The sequence below is a fragment of the Paraburkholderia sp. BL6665CI2N2 genome (assembly GCF_004366535.1).
Lineage (GTDB): Bacteria > Pseudomonadota > Gammaproteobacteria > Burkholderiales > Burkholderiaceae > Paraburkholderia.
Genome location: NZ_SORC01000001.1, coordinates 3621220 through 3639356, shown reverse-complemented (window position 1 = coordinate 3639356; position 18137 = coordinate 3621220). Strand labels below are relative to the sequence as shown.

Below are 18137 nucleotides of genomic sequence, written 5' to 3'. Positions count from 1 at the left end.
GTGCACGTCTCTTGGCGGCGTTCGGAACGTCTAGGCTGCTTCGGTGGTGGTCTTGCGCGGACGAGGGCGGGCCTTCGCGGATCCAGCCGCGAGCCCGCGTGACATGAAGTTGACGAACACCTCTGCGATCGCCTCCGGGCCGTAGCCGCCCTCCGGATTGAACCAGTTCGGAATCCAGTTGATCGAGCCCATCAGCCAGGCCACGGCCAGCTTCGGCTCGCAAGGCGCGACGGAGCCGTCTTCGATGCCCTCCTGGATATATTCCCTGATACGCAGATCGAAAGCACGGCGGCGCTTGCGAACGATTTCCTGGTGCTCCGGCAGCATGTCGTCGAGCGTGGACACGAACGCGTGCGAAATGAAATCCTCTGTCACCAATACTACAAACCGGCCGATTGTCCGTTCGAGCTTGTCAAGCCCGGTCTTGCCATGCCGACCTTCCTCGAGCGCGATGTCGCCCATGTCGAGCGCGAGTTTCTGCGTTTCGAACAGTAGTTCGCGCTTGCCCTTCACGTAGTAGTACAGCGCAGCCTTGGTGACGTTTAGCGCCTCGGCCACTTCGTCGAGCGACGTGTTGTGAAACCCCTTCGTCTTGAACGCCCGGCCGGCCTCGCGGATTAAAGCGGTTTTCTTCAGCTTTTGCAGATCTTCGCGCGAGGGCAGCGCGTCTTTCCACCGCGCGGAAGACTCTTTCGATTTTCGGGTGCCGGTAGATTTGCGCGCAGTCGAGGTCATGGTCAAGATGCCGTCATTTGTTAAATGAATCTTACCATGCGGTCGAACCGGCGGCGATGACGCTGGAACTCAACTGGAAATGCACTGCGAGCACCGTACTGTCACCTGCCAGGGCCTGGCCGAAAAAGCAGGAAAGTTTTCAGGTTGACAATGTGACGACGAAGAATAACAATTTACTCAAGAGTAGAAAAAATAATCCTCCGTGTAAATGAGCAGCGTGCCACCAGGCGGCTGCGACGTTGCGGAGCGAGAATTCAGAACGGCGATCGACGCACCCGGAATAAGGAGACACCCATGGCAGACAAATCCACAGCATTTCTCACTGAGCAACAGATCATGATTCGCGACTCGGCGCGCCGCATCGCCGCGGAGGTGATCGCACCGACCGCCGCGGAGCGTGACCGCACGTCCGCATGGCCGCACGCCGAACTGAAACAGTTGGCCGAGCTTGGCTTTCTCGGCATGCTGGTGCCGGAAGAGTACGGTGGGGTGGGGGCGGGCGTCGTCGAATTTTGCCTTGCCCAGTACGAGTTCGCCGGCGCCGATGCGGGGCTCGCCACGATTCTGCACGTGCATAACTTCACGGCGCTGTGCATCTCGATCCACGGCACCGAGGAGCAAAAGCGCCGCTACCTGCCGGCCATGGCGCGCGGCGAATCGATCGGCGCGTTCCTGCTGAGCGAGCCGCAAGCCGGTTCCGACACCGCCGCGCTGCGCGCCACGGGCCGCCGCGACGGCGACCACTACATTCTCGACGGGGCGAAGCAGTTCATCTCGAACGGCAGCGAAGCGGGCGTTGCGATCGCCTTCGTGTTGACCGACAAGGACGCGGGCAAGCGCGGCGCGAGTACCTTCATCATTGACCCGAAACAGCCGGGCTACACCGTCACTCGCATCGAGAGCAAGCTTGGCCAGCACACGGCGCATACGGCCGCGATTTCACTCGAAGGCTACCGCGTGCCGCGCGAGAACCTGCTGCGCGCCGAAGGCGAAGGCTATCGCCTCGTCATGTCCGGTTTGTCGGACGGGCGCATCGGTATCGCGTTCATCGCGGCCGGCGTTGCACGCGCTGCGCTCGACGCCGCTGTGGCCTATGCGAAGGACCGCGAAGCCTATGGCCGTCCGATCGCGGAACTGCAAGGCGTGAGTTTCGATCTCGCCGATATGGCTGCGCAGGTCGAGATCGCCTATCAGTACGCGCTGCATGCCGCGCGTCTGTGCGGGGAGGGTATCGAATGTTCGAAGGAGGCATCGATCGCCAAGCTGTTCGCGAGCGAGATCGCTGAAAAAGTTTGCTCGGACGCGATCCAGATTCACGGCGGCTACGGCTACCTGACGGACTTCCCAGTCGAACGCTATAGCCGCGATGTGCGTGTCTGCAAGATCTACGAAGGCACGAGCCATGTCCAGAAGTTGATCATCGCGCGCAGTCTGATGTGAAACCGGCGCCGAGCTGCATAAAGTACCCGCGAGCATTAGACCCGATTGACGTAGTTGCGTCGATCGCGGTCTTTTGCAATGTAATCGGGGCCAAGCGCAATCGTCGCGTTTGGCCTTCGCTTCTAACATCCAGTTCACACAACACGCGCTATAACGCCAGAAAAAGTGATGGAGACACCGATGTACGCAACCCGGTCCTCGCATCGCGCGGTGCGGCAATATCCCGAGCGGATCGCCGCGCGCTTGGCGGGGCGCGCGCGATGTTTCCGCGAGTTCGCCAATCGCGTGGCGCAACTCGCCGGCGCGCTACAGCAACTGGGTATGCAGGAAGACGATCGCGTCGCCATGAATTTCCTTTTCAACCGATTTATCGCGGAGCACACCATGAGTCGAGACGTGTATGTAGCCGGCATCGGCATGATTCCGTTCACCAAGCCGGGCGCGAACGAACCTTATCCGCAGATGGCCGCCCGGGCCACAACCGCCGCGCTGGCCGATGCAGGCATCGGCTATGCGCAGGTGCAGCAGTGCTATGTGGGCTACGTGTACGGCGATTCAACCGCAGGTCAGCGCGCGCTCTACAACGTCGGCATGACCGGCGTGCCGGTCATCAACGTGAACAACAACTGTTCGACTGGCTCGACGGCGCTTTATCTCGCACGTCAGGCGGTGGCGAGCGGCGCTGCGGAATGCGTGCTCGCGCTCGGCTTCGAGCAGATGAATCCCGGCGCGCTCGGCACGATCTTCAAGGACCGTCCGTCGCCGTTCGATCATTTCGACGCGATTTCCGAAGATCTCGTCGGTGCGTCAGACGTGCCGCCGGCCTTGCGCTATTTCGGCGGTGCGGGACTCGCGCACATGAGGCAGTACGGCACGAAGCTCTCGACGTTCGCGAAAATCCGCGCTAAAGCAAGCCGCCACGCGGCTAATAATCCGCTTGCGGTATTCCGCAACGTCGTCACCGAAGACGAGGTATTGGCCTCGCCGATGCTGTGGGAAGGGGTGATGACGCGTCTGATGGCATGCCCGCCGACCAGTGGCGCTGCCGCGGCGATTGTCTGCTCGGAGCAGTTCGCGCAGAAGCACGGGCTGAACCGCGAGGTGAAGATCGCCGCCCAGGCAATGACGACCGATTTCGCCGCCACCTTCGAGAACCGCGACATGCGCCTGATCGCAGGTGCGGGCATGACGCAGGCGGCGGCGCGCCAGGTGTACGAACAGGCGGGTATCGGCCCACAGGACATTGACGTCGTCGAACTTCACGACTGTTTTGCGCACAACGAGTTGCTCACTTACGAGGCGCTCGGTCTGTGCGCTGAAGGCGAGGCGGAAAAGTTCGTCGTCGATGGCGACAACACGTATGGCGGCAAGTTCGTGACCAACCCGTCGGGCGGGCTGCTGTCGAAGGGGCATCCGCTCGGCGCTACCGGCATTGCGCAATGCGTGGAGCTGGTCCAGCAGCTGCGCGGCACGGCCGAGGCGCGCCAGGTGCCCAACGCAAGGCTCGGGTTGCAACACAACGTCGGGCTGGGCGGCGCGTGCGTCGTGACCTTGTACGAGCGCGTCTGAGCGCGCGCTGCCGCTTCGAACAATCTCATCTTGATTCCTCAACAGGAGTAACGTCCGATGGACTTTCGACCGGACACGGGCCTCGACGCCTTTCGCCAGCAGGTCCGCGCGTTCCTGCGTGGGAACCTGCCAGCCGAGCTGGCCGGCTCGCAGCACGGCGTGCGTTCGCCGCGCGCCGATCTGGTGCGCTGGCAGCGCATTCTCAACCAGCACGGTTGGGGCGCGCCCTACTGGGCGGCGGACCATGGCGGCACCGGCTGGACCGCGCAACAGCGCCTGGTTTTCGACGAGGAGTGCGCCGCGGCGGGCGCGCCGACCCAGGACGTGTTTGGCCAACGCCTGCTCGGCCCCGTGCTGAATCACTTCGGCACGGCGGCGCAGAAAGCTGAACATTTGCCGCCAATCTTCAACGGGGACCGTTTGTGGTGCCAGGGATTTTCCGAGCCTGGCTCCGGCTCCGATCTCGCTTCGCTGCGCATGCAGGCCGTACGCGAAGGCGACCACTACGTCGTGAACGGGCAGAAGATCTGGACCAGCTACGCGCATCAGGCGGACTGGATCTTCATGCTGGTGCGCACGGACGCGTCCGTGAAAAAGCAGGCGGGCATCAGCTTCCTGCTCGCCGATATGAAAACGCCGGGTATCACCGTGCGCCCCATTCTGACGATCGACGGCTGTCATCACCTGAACGAGACGTTCTTCGACAACGTGCGTGTGCGGGTGGTCAACTGTGTCGGAGGCGAGGGCGCGGGGTGGGCCGTCACGAAGTTTCTGCTCAACAACGAGCATGCGGCGACGGCCGATCTGCCGACGCTCGTACGCTTTCGGCGGCAATTGCGCAAGCTCGCCACCACGCTGGTGGTGGACGGCAAGCCGCTGATCGAGCGGCCTGAATTCGCGCAACGGCTTGCGCGTCTCGAAGCCGAATTGCAAGCCATTGGCATGCTGGTGCAGCGCGTCGCGGCAATGGAGGAAGACCATAGTCCTGGCGCTCACGTCTTGGGCTCGATGCTCAAGATTCGCGGCACCGAACTCCAGCAGCGCATGAGCGAGTTTCTGGTCGAGTCACTGGGCCACTACGGGGCATATGCCTACGCAGAAGCAGACGCGCATGGCGGTTCCGGTGCAACGTACGACGCATTGCCGATGCCAGCTCCGGGCTTGGGGCCGGGTATTGCCAGCGAAATGTTTTTTCGACGTGCGTCGACGATTTACGGCGGCACGAGCGAGGTTCAGCGCGGAATCATTGCCAAGCTGATGTTTCAACTCTGACGCGACAGATCACCATGAACTTCCAGTTGAATTCGGAGCAGCAGATGCTGCAGGACAGCGTACGTCGCTATATCGCGCGCGCGTATGCATTCGACAGGCGCACCGCGCAGGTGAACGCGGGCTGCGATCATCACGCGCGGAACTGGTCCTCGTTCGCCGAGAACGGCTGGCTTGCCGCGGCGTTGCCGGAAGAGTACGGCGGCCTGGGCGGATCGTTGCTCGACACCGTGTTGATCGCGCAGGAGCTGGGTCGGGGGCTGGTGGTCGATCCCTTCGTCGGCTGCGCGGTGCTGGCGGTGCAGACCTTCGTGGCGGCGGCCACGCCCGCGCAGATGGATGTGCTCTTGCCGCGCATCGCCGAGGGCACGTGTCGTATCGCGCTCGCGTACCTGGAGGCTTCGTCGCGCGGCAATCCGGCGGTCGTCGAGACGCTCGCGACTCGCGATGCAAACGGCTTCCGGCTCCACGGACAGAAGACAGCCGTGCTGGGTGCGCCCGGCGCAGATCAGTTCATCGTGTCGGCGCGCATCGGGGGCAACGGTGCAAGCGGCGACCACCCGGCGCTCTTCCTCGTCGACGCGACGACGCAAGGCGTGACGGTGCGCCCGGTGCCGCTGCACGACGGAAGCTGGGCCGCGCAGTTGCAACTCGACGGCGTGCAGGTCGGCCAGCAAGCGGTGCTGGGCGATCCGGGATGCGGTCTGAGCGCGCTCCGCCACGGCCTGGCTCACGGAACCGCCGCGCTGTGCGCGGAGCTCGTGGGCGCGATGGAAGCCGCCGTCGTCGCAACGGCGGAGTTTCTGAGGGTACGCAAGCAATTCGGTGTGCCGATTGGCAGTTTTCAGGCGTTGCAGCACCGGATGGCCGACATGGCCGCCGAGATGGAGCTTGCACGCTCAATGCTGTATGTGCTGCTGGCATCGCTCGAAAACGACGATGAAGCGACGCGCCAGCACACGGTATCGGCGGCCAAGGCGCTGATCGGCCGGACAGCGAAGCAGGTATGTGGTCAGGCGATTCAGTTGCACGGCGGGATCGGCATGACCGAGGAATACACGATTGGCCACTATTTCAAACGCGCTGTCGTTGGCGACCTTCTGTACGGGACCAGCGACCAGCACGACGCATATTGCGCGGCCTCGCTGTGCGATGCGTTGAGTTTGTCCACGGAAAACGCATGAAACATTACGAAAGCATCGAAGCGCTCAAGCCGCTTGTCGGGGAATCGATCGGCATAAGCGACTGGCTCGTCATCGATCAGCACCGCATCAATCTGTTCGCGGACTCGACCGGCGATCACCAGTGGATCCACGTCGATGTCGAGCGCGCGCGCAGCGGTCCATTCGGCATGCCGATCGCGCACGGCCTCCTGACGCTGAGCCTGCTGCCCGCATTCCTCGCGACCGCGTTCGAGGTACGGGGCATCGGGTCGGCGCTCAACTATGGCCTCAACAGGGTGCGCTTTGCGGCACCGGTTCCCGTGAACTCGCGCTTGCGCGCACAGTTCAGGCTTGTCGAATGGGACCCGCTGGGAACCACCGGCGCGCAAATCAAGCTCGAGATGATTGTGGAAATCGATGGGCAGAGCAAGCCTGCGTGTGTGGCCGAATCCATCGTGCGCTTCTTCTACTGACCCGCGCGGCTTGTACTTAAGGAGAGGGAGATAATGAGCATTCGCTTTGACGGCAGAGTCGCCGTTGTCACGGGAGCAGGTGCGGGCCTTGGGCGCCAACACGCACTCGCTCTTGCCGCGCGCGGCGCAGCGGTGGTGGTTAACGATTTCGGTGCAAATCGGGATGGCACCGGCGGTTCATCGTCGGCCGCGCAAGCAGTCGTGGATGAGATCCGCGCCACGGGTGGCAGCGCGATCGCGCACGGTGCCGACGTTGCCGACTATACGCAGGTCGTCGACATGGTTGCGCAGGCGATGGCCACGTTCGGCCGCGTCGATATCTTGATCAACAATGCGGGCATTCTGCGCGACAAGAGCTTCGCGAAGATGGACCTGGCGGAGTTCAAGACGGTGCTCGACGTGCATCTGATGGGCTCGGTGCATTGTACGAAAGCAGTGTGGGACATCATGCGCGAGCAAAAGTACGGCCGTATCGTCATGACGACGTCCGCCGCAGGGCTCTATGGAAACTTCGGCCAGGCGAACTACGGCACCGCCAAAATGGCGCTGGTCGGGCTGATGAACGTGCTTCATCAGGAAGGCGTGAGGAGCAACATCAGGGTCAACACGATCGCGCCGATCGCGGCAACCCGCATGACCGAGGCATTGTTGGCCGCCGACGCGCTCGACGCCATTCGCCCCGAGCGCGTCACGCCCGGCGTGCTGTTCCTGTGCAGCGGCGACGCGCCTTCCAGGGTCGTGCTATCCGCCGGCGGGGGCTCATTTTCAGTTGCGGCAGTCATGGAGACCGCGCCTTGCCATCTGCGCGATGAGGAACTGACGCCGGAGACCATTGCTCGCCGCTTCGGCGAAATTGCCGACTGGAGCAGTGCGCGCGCATATAGCGAAGCGGGCGAAGAAGTGCAGCGGTTCATTAATAGCGCAGTAGAAGCGCTGCGCGGATAAAAGTTTGATGTATCCGGGTGCGGTGAATTGCGCGCAAGGGGCGCACGGCAGAAGGTGGCAGCGTTTCTGTGGAAAAAATGGAAGCGGCAGCCGGCACCGGCCTGTCGCAATTCGTGAACCGCGAAGCGACGAAGTTGGGCCGTCCCGACTGACCCCGGCGAAAATTATCGTCTCGGGTGGCCGGGGTCTGGGTAACGGCGAGAACCAGACCAAGGTTCTCGAACCGCTGGCAGACAAGCTGACCGCGGCACTCGGCGCATCGCGTGCAGCGGTCGATGCGGGCTTCGTGCCGAACGACTATCGGGTCGGTCAAACCGGCGAGATCGTCGCGCCGCAGCTGTACCTGGTAGTCGGCATCTCGGGTGCGATCCAGCATCTGGGCGGCACAAAAGACTCGAAGGTGATCGTTGCAATTAACGTGATTCGGAAGCGCTAATTTTCAGCGTGGCCGACTACCGTCTCGCAGGCGATCTGTTCACGGTTGTACCGGAGTTGTCGGCTCACCTTGCATCGTAAATCGCCGGGCACATCGGTCGGCGGAAGCAGTGAGTCTCAGGACATAGGCATTGGTCAATTGCTCCCGCCGCGAGTCGCGAACCGGATTGACTCGTAATCCTGAAGGCATGGCAGGGTAAGCTGCCTGCGACTTCGCTGTAGTTCGCCATGTGTCCTCTAATCTGCCGGCGTCTCATCGACGCAGTCTCAACGTAATGGTTGGGTTGACCGGTCCCTGACGATCTGATATTGATTCAGACCAAAGCTGGTAAGACGTGATCACCGACAGGGCCGAACTATGTCTGGAAACCCGAATTTGAATGTTATCGCTGCCGTCGTTGCGGTACTTCTCGTAGGCACGGCCTATGCAAGTTCACCGGTTCAGGTGTCGCCGGGCTGGGCAAATGCCCTGCCGGCCGGGCCGGATGTCCGCGTCAAGATCACGCCGGCGTACGCGGAAGCGGTGGCTGCCGATGCATACTTCTGGGCGTGGCCAATGGTCAACATCCATAACCGCCGGCTTGCTTTCACACCGTTGAAGGAAGCTGTTCGAGCCGGCCCGATGGTATCGTCACCGGTTAATCAACTCGCGATGCTGACTGACTATGTCGATCCGGCGGAGCGTTCAGTTGCATGTCCAAATCAGGACGTTGTCTACGGCATCGGTGTGCTCGCGCTCGATGTTTCGCCGGTCGTTATTCAGGTTCCCGATTTCGGTAGCCGTTTCTGGGTTTATCAGATCGTCGACCTTCGCACGGACAGTTTCGTGCAGCTCGGCGAGATGTATGGCACGACGCCAGGGTTCTACCTGCTCGTGGGGCCAACCTGGAATGGCGAGGTCCCGAAGGGCATCACAAAGGTTTTTCGATCGCCAACCAATACGGGCATGGTGGCGCCTCGCGTCGCGCAAAAGGATACGCCTGAGGACAAACGGACTATCCAGGCCGTGTTGCCCAGGATCATGATGTACCCGCTTTCGGATTATGACGGCCACATAAAAACGCGGGACTGGACGCGGCTTCCTGAAGCGGCCGCAGCGCCGGTGGGCGACGAGGAAATGCAATGGGTATCGCCGGACAGGTTCATTGATGACTTGCCGGCCGTCCTTGCCGACGCGCCACCCATGCCGGGCGAAGAGGCTCGTTACGCCCAGATGCTGGCGGTCGTGGCCGCCGCGAAAAACGACGCTGGCCTGAAGGAGGCTTTCACGAGGGGGGCGAGGAAAGCCGATGAACAACTCGTTAAGCCGCTCTTCCAGTTTCGGAACTATGGTCAGCAACTGCCTCACCACTGGAGCACTGTGTCTAACGAGGCCGCCTTTGGTACGGACTACTTCACACGCACTGCGGTCGCCAAGTCCAACATCCTGGTGAATTCCCCGAATGAGACAAAGTATTTCTACCAGGACCTCGACGCCGACGGGAGCCGGCTTAATAGTGATCACAGGTACATCGTAACGTTTGGCCCGGGCGCCACGCCGCCGGTGAATGGCTTCTGGTCGCTGTCCATCTACAACGAACATCATTTCTTCGTCGCAAATTCGATCAATCGTTTTTCCGTCGGGACCAAGAACACTGACCTCAAATACAACGCCGATGGCTCACTGACCATTTACGTCCAGCGCGACCCGCCGGCGGACGCAAGTCAACGGGCGAATTGGCTACCTGCACCGAACGGAGACTTTTCGCTTTACGTCCGTGCCTACTGGCCCAAGCCAGAGGTAACCAGCGGTTCATGGATACCGCCAGCCGTTCGTCGCGCGAATTAGAAGATGAGCGGCCGACTGCCTTGGCAAATGCCCGGTTTAGCGAACACGAGAGACCAGGAGGCCAGTTCGTGTCCTCCGGTCGAGCGCTTTTTGCAGCAGTCGACCGGGTTGGGCGTTTCCGGAAAGACCAAAGAATGTTTGGCGATGCGTCATTAGTAACAGCTTGCCAGGATAGCCTCGTTAAGCAGTTCGAAGCAGGCAGTTAAATCTACAGGACCCACGATCAATGAAACGCACTGCATGGATTCCGATTGTTGCAACACTGGTTATGTGCCATGCCGCGTTAGCCCAAGACATGCGATGGAGTGAGCTAGCCAACGCACCGTTCCCCGGCGGCTACCCAACAGAAGCGGCTCGAAAAGAACTACTCGACGAGTTCTATTTCCAGCGTGCGGTGCAGGTCTACCTTGGCGCGTTGCCTGCGGTCAACATGCTCGCGATCCGTGACGGGTCCGAGGCAAAATGGGGTTCCGGTTACAACATACTGCCCGTGTGGAAGGAACGGATGGACGCAAGGGCGATCATCCCGACGCCAAACGGGGACGTTGTTTACGCGCAGAGCTACCTGGACCTCAAAAAGGATGGTCCGCTCGTCGTGGTTGCACCGCCTGGGCTGATCGGTATGTTCACCGACTTCTGGCAGCGCGCGCTCACTGATGTGGGAGTCGGCGGCCCCGATAAGGGACAAGGTGGACTGTATCTGCTGCTTCCCCCGGACTATGATGGTCCGGTTCCCGGCGGCTACCATACTTTCCGCTCTCCGACGTACAACGTATTCCTGTTCTGGCGCGCCCTGCTGACCAAAGGGTCTAACGGCCCCGAAACTGCGCAGGCGGTGAAAACGATCGAAGCAACGCTTGTCTATCCTTTGCGCGCAGGGACGCCCAGTGAATGGAAGAAGATGAAATTCCCGGATGCCTCCGGTGTTGCAGTCAACATGATGTATCCGCGGGACGCGACGTTTTACGACATGCTCGCGAGGTTTATCGACTATGAGCCGTCCGCCTCCGCAGACCCTTATTTGCGCGGGATGATGGCGTCAATCGGCATAGTGAAAGGGCAGCCATTCAAGCCCGACGCGCACCTGCGAGCAATACTCGACAAGGCGGCGAGGGTTGCACCCAAAATGGCCGAGGCGGTGAACCTGAGCGATGGCGCAATTCCCCAGCGCAACTACTACGGAGGAAACGTCAAGCGCCAATGGCAAAACGGATACGCGGGTGCTGACGACAAATTCTTCAGCAACAGCTATTTCAATGTGGACGTGCAGTCGACGTTCTTCCTGCTGGCCTATTCGTCGGCGCCATACATGAACGTGAACGTTCCGGGAGTCGGAGCACGGTATCCGACCACTTTCCGGGATGCTGACGGCAACTATCTCGTGGGAGATCAAACATATCGCCTGCACTTACCGGCGAATGTTCCCGCGGCGCTATTCTGGTCTTTGACGCTGTACAGCCCGGTAGACGGGACAATGGTAAATAATGGGCAGCCATTTCCCTCAATCAATTCGATTGGCAACGTCGCACGAAACGAGGATGGGTCATATGATCTTTATTTCGGACCGCGTTTGCCTGATGGCGCTCCGGAATCCAACTGGATTCGCACAAACCCAGGCCAGGGTTACGCTGCGTCGCTTCGGCTCTATGGCGCGTTGATGCCGTTCTACGATCAGACATGGATTCCAGACGACGTGGTAAAGCTCAAGTGACTTGATGCGAGAGGCGAATCGCGTCTCGCTATAGACCGCCGTCAGGTAGTTACCGGAGGTCGGTCGGACCGATTTGACCACGGGCTATCGGCGAATTTGGCGCGGGTGCCGCTTCAGGGTTCCACCATGCATCTGTTGCGATGCGGTTGGTTGGCGTGCCGAACGGGAACAAAGGTTCCTTATGGTGTCCTTAAGCGAATCATGATTCGCGCACGAGGTGACACGACGCAACTGCCTGCTGTAATGCGTTCAACGCGTGCTTCCGCCTGCAGCCTGTAACCGCGAGCGCCGAACCATCACTCATCATCTAGTTGAGACGGCGCATTGTGACGACTTGTCGGCAATGTCGACATAGAGCGCATCGGCAGAGGCGTGCTTCGAGACGCACGCATGCCGCTTTGATGTCGTCGCGCAGACGCAGCAGGGTCGGTGCCAGTTCGCTTATAACGCTGTCTTTCGAGGCCGCCGTGCGGACGCTAAAGTTAAGTATCAACAACCGGTGTCCGGGAATGGCGAGCGGTGTCGCTAGCGCAATGACTTCGGGCTGCCAGCTTGCGACGCAATAGCCGTTTCGGTGCACGTCATCCACCGCCTCGGCGATTTCTCGCGCCAGGCGCTCCCAACCGCTCCGTCCGCGACGCTTGAACGCGTCCATCAGACGAGTGAATTCGGGCTTCAGTTGCGTGGCCAGATACGCCCGGCCGAGCGAAGTCAGTTCCATCGGCACGCGTTGTCCCGAGACGATCGTACGCAATGAGGCCCGCTGGTTATAACGAATGGATTCAAGGTAGACCATCTCTTTTCCCGGTCGGCGCCGGCGATTCCGACATTGATGCGCTTTGCCTGGGCAGTGTCGCGGATTAGCGGTCCTGCCGCATTCAGGACCGCGGATCCGCTGCGCAACGCCTGCGCCAGACTGAGCATCGACAGGCCCAGTCTGTATGCCCTGCGTGCCGCATCGTGCTCGAGATAACCCGCTTCGACGAGCGTTTCGCGTAAGCCGGCTCACCGTCGCCTTCGGCAGGCCGGTGCGTTCCGCGAGTTCTCCATTGCCGAGAAGCGTCGCACCGGGGCCGAACGCGCGCAACAGTTCGAGCCCGCGTTCGAGCGATCGATTCGATGGAGTAGCGTTCGATTCCAGTTGTTGATTCGCGTGGTTCGCCATAGACAGTGGGTTCGCCGTGCTTTACTTGAAAAGATCGATTGCCGATGCCGGATCAGACCGCATGGAAGCGCCGCGGCCCAGTCCTCTAGTCATCTCGCGGCTGGCGCAGCGAGCGGCAATCTGTAGGGGCGACGTTTTATCGACGCAGCAGATGGTACGCCTCCTGCGTGTCTTGTGAATATCCTCTACGCGCACCAGCAGTGCTGAGGGGCCGAACGCTTTGTTCGATAGCGAGGTATCGTCAAGAATCCGCGCGCGTCGACTTCGAAGAGAGCCGACTGCCCGTCGCACCCACCTTGCGCTTTGCCGCCCGCGGCAATTCGCTTCTCCGCAGCTTTGGCCTGACGCTCCACGTTCTTGCGATAAGCAGTATTGATCCCAGGTGATATAGATCATGGCCATCCATGGTTTAGCGGCGAGACATCGGGCTTTGCGAGCCGCGTAGAAGACGTGCGTAGAGCACGGTGCAATGCGTCAGGTGGTAACCGTTAGAATTGCGGCTTTAGCCTGGAATACGCCAATGTCTTTTGCCTCGCTTGGCCTGATCGATCCTTTGCTGCGTAATGTGCAGGACCTCAATTACCAGACACCTACGCCGGTGCAGGCCAAGGCGATTCCCGCTGTGCTCGGTGGCAAGGACGTCATGGCCGCGGCACAGACCGGCACGGGCAAAACGGCGGGTTTTGCGCTGCCGCTGTTGCAACGGCTAGTGCAACACGGCCCGGCAGTGTCCAGCAACCGCGCGCGCGTTCTGGTGCTGGTGCCCACGCGTGAACTGGCCGAACAGGTGCTGCAAAGCTTTATCGAGTACGGCAAAGGTCTCGACTTACGATTTCTGGCCGCCTACGGCGGCGTGAGTATCAACCCGCAGATGATGAAGCTGCGCAAAGGCGTGGATGTGCTCGTTGCCACGCCGGGCCGTTTGCTGGATCTGAATCGCCAGAACGCAGTGCAGTTTGATCAGGTACAAACGCTCGTGCTGGATGAAGCGGACCGCATGCTCGATCTGGGATTTGCGCGCGAACTTAACGCCGTCTTTGCTGCCTTGCCTGCCGAGCGCCAGACCCTGCTGTTCTCCGCCACGTTTACGGACGATATCCGCGCGATGGCGGCGGGAATTCTGCGCGGCCCGGTCAATATCAGCGTCAGCCCGCCCAACGTCACGGCCAGCAGGATCAAGCAGTGGGTGGTGCCGGTGGATAAGAAGAACAAGCCTGACCTCTTCATGCACCTTGTGGCTGAGAACAAGTGGCAGCACGCGCTGGTGTTCGTCAAAACCCGCAACGGCGTGGAATACCTGGCGGCCATGCTGGATGAAGCGGGCTACGCGGTCGACACCATCCACGGCGACAAACCGCAACCCGCGCGCCTGCGTGCGCTGGAGCGCTTCAAGACGCGCGAAGTCCAAATGCTGGTAGCCACCGATGTGGCGGCGCGCGGGCTGGATATCGACGACCTGCCGCTGGTGATCAACGTCGATCTGCCGATCGTGGCGCAAGACTATGTGCACCGTATTGGCCGTACCGGCCGCGCGGGTGCCAGTGGCGTGGCGGTGTCCCTTGTCTGCGCCGATGAAGCGCCGCAACTGGCCGCGATTGAAGCGCTGATCCGGCAAACGTTGCGCCGTGAAGAAGAGCCGGGTTTCGAAGCCGAACACCGCGTGCCGCAAACTAGCGCGACAGGCGAGATTATCAAGAAACCCAAGAAGCCTAAGAAGCCGAAAGTGCCGCAAGCTGCGCCGGGCGCCGCGCAGGTGCTCAGCAAAAAATCGCGCCCGCAAAGTGGCGAAAACAAACGCAAGCCAGCGGCGCAGGGCGCTGTGGCCGCGGGTAAAGGCACAAGCTCCTCCAGCGGTCACTCATTCGGCGTGCCAAAGCCACGCGGCAAATCCGCCAGCAAGCCGGTTGCGGGGTCACGCAAGCCGGCTGCCAGATCCGCGGGTGGCCGCGGCAAACGCTAAGCCTGTTTACACCGCGACGGTATCTGCCACTTCCTTGAAGTCTTCGATCTGGTCGAAGTTCATGTATTGGTAGATATTGTCGCTGCTGGCGGTCAGCACGCCCATGTCGGCCATGTATTCCTCTTTGGTCGGAATCTTGCCCAGACGCGAGCAGATTGCCGCCAGTTCGGCCGAGCCGAGGTACACGTTCGTGTTCTTGCCCAGACGATTCGGGAAGTTACGGGTCGACGTGGACATGACCGTCGCGCCTTCGCGCACCTGTGCCTGGTTGCCCATGCACAGCGAGCAGCCCGGCATTTCGGTGCGCGCACCGGCCGTGCCGAACACGCCGTAGTGGCCTTCTTCGGTCAGTTGCTTCTGATCCATCCTGGTGGGCGGCGCGACCCACAGCTTGACCGGAATGTCGCGCTTGCCTTCCAGCAGCTTCGACGCGGCGCGGAAGTGACCGATATTGGTCATGCACGAGCCGATGAACACTTCGTCGATCTTCGCACCGGCCACGTCGGACAGCGTCTTCACGTCGTCCGGGTCGTTCGGGCAGGCGACGATCGGCTCATGGATATCGGCGAGGTCGATCTCGATCACGGCTGCGTACTCGGCGTCCGCGTCCGGCGACAGCAGTTGCGGATCGGCGAGCCATGCTTCCATTGCCTTGATGCGGCGCTGCAGGCTGCGCGGATCCTGGTAACCCTGCGCGATCATCCACTTCAGCAGCGTGACGTTGCTGTTCAGGTACTCGATGATCGGTTCCTTGTTCAGGTGCACCGTGCAGCCGGCAGCCGAACGCTCGGCCGATGCATCCGACAGCTCGAACGCCTGCTCGACCTTCAGATCGGGCAGACCTTCGATTTCGAGCACGCGGCCCGAGAAAATGTTCTTCTTGCCTTGCTTGGCGACCGTCAGCGTGCCTTGCTTGATCGCGTACAGCGGGATCGCGTTGACAAGGTCACGCAGCGTGACACCCGGCTGCATTTTGCCCTTGAAGCGAACCAGCACGGATTCCGGCATGTCCAGCGGCATCGTGCCGGTGGCGGCGGCGAACGCGACCAGACCCGAACCCGCCGGGAAGCTGATGCCGATCGGGAAGCGCGTGTGCGAGTCGCCGCCGGTGCCGACGGTGTCGGGCAGCAGCATACGGTTCAGCCACGAGTGGATCACGCCGTCGCCGGGACGCAGCGCGATGCCGCCGCGGTTGCTGATGAAGTCCGGCAGAGTGCGGTGCGTCTTCACGTCCACCGACTTCGGATAAGCGGCGGTGTGGCAGAACGACTGCATGACGAGGTCGGCGGAGAAGCCGAGGCACGCCAGGTCTTTCAGTTCGTCACGGGTCATCGGGCCGGTGGTGTCCTGCGAGCCGACCGAGGTCATCTTCGGTTCGCAGTAGGTGCCCGGGCGCACGCCCTGGCCTTCCGGCAGGCCGCACGCACGGCCGACCATCTTCTGCGCGAGCGAGAAGCCCTTGCCGCTATCGGCCGGCTGCTGCGGCAGGCGGAACAGGGTGGACGGCGCCAGGCCGAGCGCTTCGCGCGCCTTGGCGGTCAGGCCACGGCCGATGATGAGAGGAATGCGGCCACCCGCGCGCACTTCGTCGAACAGCACGTCGGACTTGACCTGGAATTCGGCGATTACCGCGCCGTTCTTCAGTGCCTTGCCTTCGTAGGGACGCAGTTCGACCACGTCGCCCATTTCCATTTGCGACACGTCGAGTTCGATCGGCAGCGCGCCCGCGTCTTCCATGGTGTTGTAGAAGATCGGGGCGATCTTGCCGCCGAGGCATACGCCGCCGAAGCGCTTGTTCGGGATGAAGGGGATGTCTTCGCCCGTGAACCACAGCACCGAGTTGGTGGCCGACTTGCGCGAGGAGCCGGTGCCGACCACGTCGCCGACGTAGGCGACCAGATGGCCTTTCTCTTTCAGCGTCTGGATGAACTTGATCGGGCCGCGCTTGCCGTCTTCTTCCGGCGTGATGCCGGGCCGCGCATTTTTCAGCATTGCCAGCGCGTGCAACGGGATGTCCGGGCGGGTGGTGGCGTCCGGCGCCGGCGAGAGGTCGTCCGTGTTGGTTTCGCCCGTCACCTTGAAGACAGTGATGGTCAGGCTCTGCGGCACTTCCGGACGGCTCGTGAACCATTCGGCGTCGGCCCAGCTTTGCATCACGGCCTTCGCGTTGGCGTTGCCCTGGTCGGCCAGTTCCTTGACGTCGTGGAACGCGTCGAACATCAGCAGGGTTTTCTTCAGCGCGTCCGCGGCAACGGTGCCGACTTCCGCGTCCGACAGCAGTTCGATCAGCGGCTGGATGTTGTAGCCACCCAGCATGGTGCCGAGCAGTTCCGTGGCGCGAGCGCGCGAGATCAGCGCGCAGGCGGTCTCACCCTTGGCGACGGCAGCGAGGAAGCCGGCCTTCACGCGGGCGGCTTCATCGACGCCGGCGGGCACGCGGTTGGTGATCAGCTCGAGCAGGGTTTGCTCTTCGCCTGCGGGCGGGTTGGTGAGGAGCTCAACCAGTTCGGCGGTCTGCTGGGCGGTCAGCGGCAGGGGCGGAATGCCGAGCGTGGCGCGTGCGGCTGCGTGAGCGCGAAAGTTTTCAAGCATGAAAGAACCTGCTGATGTTGGCGTTTCAGGGGATCGCTTCCGGCCCGCCATGGCTGTGCCGGATAGCGTTTGGGTGCAATTTTAAAGGGATGGGCGCTTGAGGTCAATTGTCTTATATCTTATATAAGAGTGGCGATTGAAGAAGGGGGTTTAGAGGCCGAGAGACGCGGGCTCAACGGTGGCGGTCCTTGAAACCCGGATGAACACTGCGCATGGGCGGCTCGTGAGCCGCCCCGCCGTGCCGCGCAAGTGGCCGGGATCGCATCCCTCGAATCCGACCCGATCAGCGGAACCCGCCACGCATTTGCCCTCGCCGAAGCACTGGACGATCTCCATGCGCTGCGCGAGGCTGATTAGCTTTACCATGCATTTGCCGTCCGACATTTTTCGCGGCCTGCTGTCCGTCAGCACGCGGCCCGCGCGTCATTGTGATGGCGGCCCGATGCAGTTCACCCGCCTCAACCCATGACGGAGGCTCCTATGCAATACCTGTTGATGATCTATTCGGAAGAAAACGGCTGGAACCAGATGAGCGACAGCGAGCGGCAGCAAGGCGTCGCCGCATATCACGCGTACACCGAATCGTTGAAAAAAGCGGACGTTCTGGTCGGCGCCAACCGGCTGCAGCACACGAACACGGCGACCACGGTGCGGCTCGTCGACGGTAAGCCGCAGGTGCTTGACGGACCGTTCTCCGATTCGAAAGAGCAGTTGGCCGGCTACTACCTGATCGATGTGCCCAACCTGGACGCGGCGATCGCGTGGGCGTCGCGTTGCCCCGGCGCGGCGCACGGCCTCATGGAGGTGCGCCCGGTCTGGACGGCTCCGTACGATGCGCCTTCTGTTGCATGA

The 18137-nt window shown here is 61.7% G+C and carries 13 protein-coding genes and 2 pseudogenes; 12 read left to right on the top strand and 3 right to left on the bottom strand.

Translation table 11 applies throughout. The annotated features are described in order from the left end of the window. Positions 1-30: 30 nt before the first annotated feature. Positions 31-735 (bottom strand): TetR/AcrR family transcriptional regulator, encoded by a 705-nt coding sequence (locus B0G81_RS16205; protein WP_134137427.1) that lies wholly within the window; start codon positions 733-735, stop codon positions 31-33. A 294-nt stretch (positions 736-1029) separates the two neighbouring features. On the opposite strand from B0G81_RS16205, the gene B0G81_RS16200 reads away from it, so the two are divergent. From B0G81_RS16200 to B0G81_RS16160, 9 genes and pseudogenes are all read left to right on the top strand, one after another. Further along, a complete protein-coding gene (locus B0G81_RS16200) occupies positions 1030-2175 on the top strand; it encodes an acyl-CoA dehydrogenase family protein (protein WP_134137424.1) in 1146 nt (381 codons plus the stop codon). Between the two features lie 384 nt (positions 2176-2559). Next, positions 2560-3744 carry a lipid-transfer protein gene (locus B0G81_RS16195; protein ID WP_166679142.1) on the top strand — a complete coding sequence of 395 codons (1185 nt, stop codon included), beginning with the start codon at positions 2560-2562 and terminating at the stop codon, positions 3742-3744. Positions 3745-3801: 57 nt separating this feature from the next. After that, a complete protein-coding gene (locus tag B0G81_RS16190) occupies positions 3802-5016 on the top strand; it encodes an acyl-CoA dehydrogenase family protein (RefSeq protein ID WP_134137419.1) in 1215 nt (404 codons plus the stop codon). Positions 5017-5030: 14 nt separating this feature from the next. After that, entirely contained in the window at positions 5031-6197 is a 1167-nt protein-coding gene (locus B0G81_RS16185) for an acyl-CoA dehydrogenase family protein (protein ID WP_134137417.1), read from the top strand. Further along, complete coding sequence (locus B0G81_RS16180; protein ID WP_134137415.1) at positions 6194-6649, top strand: MaoC family dehydratase; 456 nt, start codon at positions 6194-6196, stop codon at positions 6647-6649. Before B0G81_RS16185 ends, B0G81_RS16180 begins: the two co-directional genes overlap by 4 nt. A 33-nt stretch (positions 6650-6682) precedes the next feature. Next, positions 6683-7594, top strand: coding sequence for an SDR family NAD(P)-dependent oxidoreductase (locus B0G81_RS16175; protein WP_134137413.1), 912 nt, complete (start codon positions 6683-6685; stop codon positions 7592-7594). Then, positions 7576-8110: pseudogene (locus tag B0G81_RS16170) on the top strand (FAD-binding protein); the annotation flags it as partial. The gene B0G81_RS16175 and the pseudogene B0G81_RS16170, both read left to right, overlap by 19 nt. 295 nt (positions 8111-8405) lie before the next feature. Further along, positions 8406-9857 carry a DUF1254 domain-containing protein gene (locus B0G81_RS16165; RefSeq protein WP_243856491.1) on the top strand — a complete coding sequence of 484 codons (1452 nt, stop codon included), beginning with the start codon at positions 8406-8408 and terminating at the stop codon, positions 9855-9857. A 226-nt stretch (positions 9858-10083) separates the two neighbouring features. Continuing rightward, positions 10084-11568, top strand: a complete 1485-nt coding sequence (locus B0G81_RS16160) for a DUF1254 domain-containing protein (protein ID WP_134137409.1) — start codon at positions 10084-10086, stop codon at positions 11566-11568. A 307-nt stretch (positions 11569-11875) separates the two neighbouring features. Here the strand turns inward: B0G81_RS16160 and B0G81_RS16155 are convergent. Then, positions 11876-12733 (bottom strand): annotated as a pseudogene (locus B0G81_RS16155) (helix-turn-helix domain-containing protein). 520 nt (positions 12734-13253) lie between these two features. Between B0G81_RS16155 and B0G81_RS16150 the strand changes: the two are divergent. Further along, positions 13254-14693 (top strand): DEAD/DEAH box helicase, encoded by a 1440-nt coding sequence (locus B0G81_RS16150; protein ID WP_134137406.1) that lies wholly within the window; start codon positions 13254-13256, stop codon positions 14691-14693. A 6-nt stretch (positions 14694-14699) separates the two neighbouring features. On the opposite strand, the gene acnB is transcribed toward B0G81_RS16150, so the two are convergent. Next, positions 14700-17285 (bottom strand): bifunctional aconitate hydratase 2/2-methylisocitrate dehydratase, encoded by a 2586-nt coding sequence (acnB, locus tag B0G81_RS16145; protein ID WP_134137404.1) that lies wholly within the window; start codon positions 17283-17285, stop codon positions 14700-14702. 199 nt (positions 17286-17484) lie between these two features. Between acnB and B0G81_RS43670 the strand changes: the two genes are divergently transcribed. Together B0G81_RS43670 and B0G81_RS16135 are read left to right on the top strand one after the other, a co-directional pair. Then, complete coding sequence (locus tag B0G81_RS43670) at positions 17485-17754, top strand: hypothetical protein (RefSeq protein WP_166679005.1); 270 nt, start codon at positions 17485-17487, stop codon at positions 17752-17754. Positions 17755-17765: 11 nt separating this feature from the next. Beyond that, positions 17766-18137, top strand: a complete 372-nt coding sequence (locus tag B0G81_RS16135; protein ID WP_106283108.1) for a YciI family protein — start codon at positions 17766-17768, stop codon at positions 18135-18137.